At 61.9% G+C, this 4,102-nt stretch carries 7 protein-coding genes and 1 pseudogene; 4 read left to right on the forward strand and 4 right to left on the reverse strand.

The annotated features are described in order from the left end of the window. The 3 genes and pseudogenes from MKL01_RS19270 to MKL01_RS19280 form a co-directional block, all read left to right on the forward strand. A pseudogene (locus tag MKL01_RS19270) lies at window positions 1-141 on the forward strand (IS630 family transposase); the annotation flags it as partial. A gap of 675 nt (window positions 142-816) precedes the next feature. Beyond that, entirely contained in the window at window positions 817-987 is a 171-nt protein-coding gene (locus MKL01_RS19275) for a DUF3606 domain-containing protein (protein WP_243906812.1), read from the forward strand. A gap of 54 nt (window positions 988-1,041) precedes the next feature. Next, window positions 1,042-1,416, forward strand: coding sequence for a response regulator (locus tag MKL01_RS19280; RefSeq protein WP_243906813.1), 375 nt, complete (start codon window positions 1,042-1,044; stop codon window positions 1,414-1,416). Window positions 1,417-1,536: 120 nt separating this feature from the next. Here MKL01_RS19280 and MKL01_RS19285 read toward each other — a convergent pair whose 3' ends face one another. Beyond that, window positions 1,537-2,046: a DUF4142 domain-containing protein gene (locus MKL01_RS19285; protein ID WP_243906814.1), complete on the reverse strand. Its 510-nt coding sequence runs from the start codon at window positions 2,044-2,046 to the stop codon at window positions 1,537-1,539. A gap of 497 nt (window positions 2,047-2,543) precedes the next feature. Then, window positions 2,544-2,762 carry a hypothetical protein gene (locus MKL01_RS19290; protein WP_243906815.1) on the reverse strand — a complete coding sequence of 73 codons (219 nt, stop codon included), beginning with the start codon at window positions 2,760-2,762 and terminating at the stop codon, window positions 2,544-2,546. 338 nt (window positions 2,763-3,100) lie between these two features. Between MKL01_RS19290 and MKL01_RS19295 the strand changes: the two genes are divergently transcribed. Continuing rightward, window positions 3,101-3,490 (forward strand): heme utilization protein, encoded by a 390-nt coding sequence (locus MKL01_RS19295; protein WP_243906816.1) that lies wholly within the window; start codon window positions 3,101-3,103, stop codon window positions 3,488-3,490. Between the two features lie 45 nt (window positions 3,491-3,535). Here MKL01_RS19295 and MKL01_RS19300 read toward each other — a convergent pair whose 3' ends face one another. Both MKL01_RS19300 and MKL01_RS19305 read right to left on the reverse strand, forming a co-directional pair. Then, the gene (locus MKL01_RS19300) at window positions 3,536-3,787 is read right to left on the reverse strand and encodes a DUF333 domain-containing protein (RefSeq protein ID WP_243906817.1); all 252 of its coding nucleotides are present in this window, start codon (window positions 3,785-3,787) and stop codon (window positions 3,536-3,538) included. Window positions 3,788-3,858: 71 nt separating this feature from the next. Next, a complete protein-coding gene (locus tag MKL01_RS19305; RefSeq protein WP_243906818.1) occupies window positions 3,859-4,059 on the reverse strand; it encodes a hypothetical protein in 201 nt (66 codons plus the stop codon). Window positions 4,060-4,102 lie beyond the last annotated feature (43 nt).

The following is a 4,102-nucleotide window of genomic DNA, read 5'->3' on the forward strand; positions in this document are numbered from 1 at the left end:
CTCGTCGAGGTTCAGGCAGCCATCAAACGCTTCATCGCCGAGAGCAACGGCAACCCGAAACCTTTCGTCTGGACCGCGGACCCGGACCGCATCATCCAGGCCGCCAAACGCGGGCACCAAGCGTTAGACTCGAACCACTAGCCGTTCGGTCGGGAGCAGTAGCATGGTGCTTGAGCAGCAGATTGCCGTGGCGTTTGGGGGACAGGGGAGGTAGCGGACCGTCGGCGAGTTGCGCCGCGGCGTGCTTCCGGTGCCAATTCGCGCAGTGAGTTATGCCGCCGATCTCGATCGTTCCCATCAGGAACGCGAGCGCCCCGGCGCTGACGATGATGCCCACGAAACCGAGCATAAGCGTTTCGTGGACTGCCTCCTTCCGCACAGAGGCACGCTCCCACTGCGCAGGCACGAACGCTTGTTCGGCAAAGAGGATCAGGCAGGACCAAAGCATGGCGGTTCGCTAAGTGCTCAGCGCGAGGACCCGTTCCGCAGGTATGCACGTAGCGGTAAACCATCTGTGTGCGAGTTGAGCCGTGGTCGTGACCGGCGACCGATGGGTCTTCTGCCGGCGGGATGCGAGGACGCCCGGCGCGGCCCTGCCGCCTGTGAAATGGCGCACCGTCGAGTAAGCCAACGCGACCCGTGCCTCACCGCCACATATGCGCTAATGGGCCGGGCGAGCCGTGATGATATGGCCGCCAGGCTTTTCACCAATTCAGGGTGCCTTGTCGGTTTGCTGGAGCAACCCGCGTCGCCAAAGCGCAGTTGGGCCTTGTAGATGTCCGGCTGTCCCGGACGACCCATCCCGGATCGATCATCATGCCGACCGAACCTCGTGCCAGCACCCATATCGACATCTCGGACCGCGGCGCTCGCGATCTGTGGATGAAGCGGTTCGGCGTCACCGAGGAGCGGCTGCCCAAGGCGGTGCGCATGGTCGGCTCGCGCATCACCACCGTCACCGACTATCTGGGCCCGGGCACCCGCTGAGCAGGGTTTCAGGGATAGGCTGTCATGCCAACTCGGCCGCCTCTTCGCAGCGGCATGATCGGCGTCCTCGTCGTCGAGGATGAGCCATTGCTGCTGATGGATACGGCCGACGTGTTCTCCGATGTCGGTATGGCCGTGTTCGAGGCACGAGATGCCGACGAGGCGATGGTCCTGCTGGCTCAACGCGATGATATCGGCGTGCTGATCACCGACCTCGATATGCCGGCAGGCCGGATCAGCGGTCGCGACTTCATTCGAGCGGTGACGGCACGCTGGCCGGAGATGGGCATCGTCGTGGTGTCGGGAGCAGATACACCGAGGGTGGGCGACTTACCCGAAGGGGTGAGGTTTTTGTCTAAACCCTTCCGCGCCAGGGATCTTGTCTCTGCTGCCTTCGCGATCACGTCCCGGCAGACCGGCAGCTTCTGAGCGATATCAGGTTCGCGCGCTAAAGATGCCAACTGCAACGCCTTAGTCGCGGTCGGGAGTGCGCGAGGCCGTGATGATGTGGCCGCCCAGCTGGTGTACGTCCTACCGTCCCGAGCGCTTTCAGTTTGTCCTGGCACTTAGCTCGCCAAGGTGACGCTGGACGATGCGGTGGGTCTCGCTGGCGAAAGCCTTGAGATCTGGGTTGCTCCCAGACTTGGCTTCCTTGGCAAAGGCGGCGCCGTCCGCGTCGTGAATGGCCTTCATGTCCTTGACGTAGGCGGCATCGAAGGCCGCGCCCGATAGCCCCTTCATCCGATCGAGCCGGCCCTGGAACTCCGTGTTGAGCGTGTCGGGGAACGAGAGCCCAGCGCCCGTGGCGATCGACTTGAGCTTGTCGCCGACGAGACCGTGGTCGTGCGCTTCGGTGTTGCCCTGGTCCTTGATGTCCTGGCGGGCCCCCTTGCTCTCAGCCAGCTTGCCTAGCTCGACCTCGTACATCCCGCCCTGTGAGACCTTGGCGACGAAAGCCTTATCCTCATCGGAAATGGTCGCTGCTCGCGCTGCCACAAGCCCTGCCAGCGACAGAGACGTAGCGAGAAAAAGGTGAGCAGTCGGTCGGCTGTAGAGCATGGGATGAAACTCCTGTCGCTCGACACAAACTCACCGACCATCTGTATGATGCATCACGGTTTGCTGATCTCGCGAGGATCCTACACCGGATCGACGTCGCCAGGGCGATTGAAATGCATCCGCAGGCCATGAAGCTGCTCGCCGACAAAGCCACCACACCAGGCCTGCGTTGGACCATCGTCAAGACCGGGGCCGTCGTAAGATTTCCGATCGACGGATGAGCGGTTCCGTTCCCTGTTGGCCGCTGCTCAGATCAGCCATCCGGATCCGGCCCACAATCATCGCAGCTGCCCTAGTCGCATAGGGATAGGCCGATTGCTCGGAGAAGAGGCCGTCCGAGGACGAGATGACCCAGCGGAAACAATTTCCGTACAAAGGGCAGGGCTTCACCGCGAGCCTATAGGTGCGAGGCAAGGCGTCGGTCTCATTGATCCGGTAGAGCGGTAGATGATGGAAGGACTCTGACAGGAGCCCTCCCGATGCTGAAGGTGTGCGCCTCACATGCGGTGCATCATCCGCTTCTTCATCATGTGACGGCGCATCATCCGCTTATGCATCATCCGGTCGCCGTGCATCATGCGAACCTGGGTGACGTCCGACTGGCCGGTCTGAAGGCCGTTCACCGACATCGGGGCTGCCGACACTGTGCCGACACCGAGAGCGAGGCTGACAAGCAGCGTTGCAGCGGAGAGCGAGAAAGTCGTCTTCCTCATCATGGACTCCTGAGTTCGGCGGACGTGTCAGTTCGAAGCCAAAAAGGCTTGGGAACTCCACGTCCGCGGCGCGGCGCCCATAACAGGGCGTCGGCTATCCCCTACGGTCCTCTTGAGGAGAGAGTTTCAACGGCCAGTTCGATAAAGCGACGATCTTCCTCAACATGCGGGAACGGACAATTAGCTTAACAGAGAAAGTTCATAGCGAGATAGGGTTTAGCTTGTCCGCAAGCCTAACCGATCGGATGCCTTATCGACGATTACAGCTGAAACTATCTAGCTGCTGTCCCCGTATATCAGGGGCGTAGTCAGCCCCGACGGCGCGTGCCTCGGAGCTGCCTGTGACCCGTATCCCCGTCTCGATCCTTACGGCTGGCCTTCTGCTCGGTGCTTCATGTCCGACCAATGCGGCTACGAAGAAGGTGCGGGTGCCAAATCAATACGATGGCTCTTGGACCATCATTGCCACCACGGCCGAGGGGCCCTGCTCAGCCCACACAAGCTATCGCGTACAGATCAATGACAGCGACGCCTCCATCCCCGGTGAGGAAGTTAATATCGATGGCGGTGTATCGGCCGGCGGTGCCGTGCAGGCCACGATCACAAGCGGCTCGAACAAGGTGCCGATCGCCGGCAGCCTGACTGCGAAGGGCAGCGGCAGCGGTACATGGCGCACGTCAGGCGGCTTGGTCGAGTGCAGTGGCAGTTGGAGCGCTAAGCGGGCAGGCTAAGAAACCCCGCGCCTTATCTGAGCACGGGCTGGCGGCGGATGGGGTTCACTCGGGCGGCTTACACCGGTTGTCCCGCAGCAGCGCCCATTCCTCACAGACGCGACCATCTGCGAAGCGGCAGTATCCGAACCCACCGGCGGCGCTGTTCCGGATCACCGTCGTGCCACCCCCTTGCGCGCAGTGCACAGACGCAGGATTTGCGAGTGCGATCCGACCGACGGAGCTACTGGCGTGCCCAGCCTCACAGGTGCCGGCAATCAGGCAACCGCTTAATACCAGCAGGGCTCGAACGCGCATTTCAGGTAGGCCTTCGCCTTCAGGTACTCAGTGACGGCTTCGCCGATCATCTCAGGCCACCAAGCTTGGGGTCAGACGCCGTCATCCTCGGCATCTCCGTCTTCAAACCCGTCGAAGCCATCGAGGGGCACGCCGGTCCTATACACATCGTACTTGCGGCCCAACGCGTCCAGCCGTTTCCCCGACGCTCTCATCACGAAGTCCCGATCGCTGTCAGGGACTTCTCGCAGCAAGCGCTCGCGGAAGTCGGCGTCGGGCTCGGGATCGCTCATGCGTCACCTATGCAGGCTCGATCTGTGTACCTCAATGAGGTGA

Source organism: Methylobacterium sp. J-070 (genome assembly GCF_022829385.1).
Taxonomy (GTDB): domain Bacteria; phylum Pseudomonadota; class Alphaproteobacteria; order Rhizobiales; family Beijerinckiaceae; genus Methylobacterium.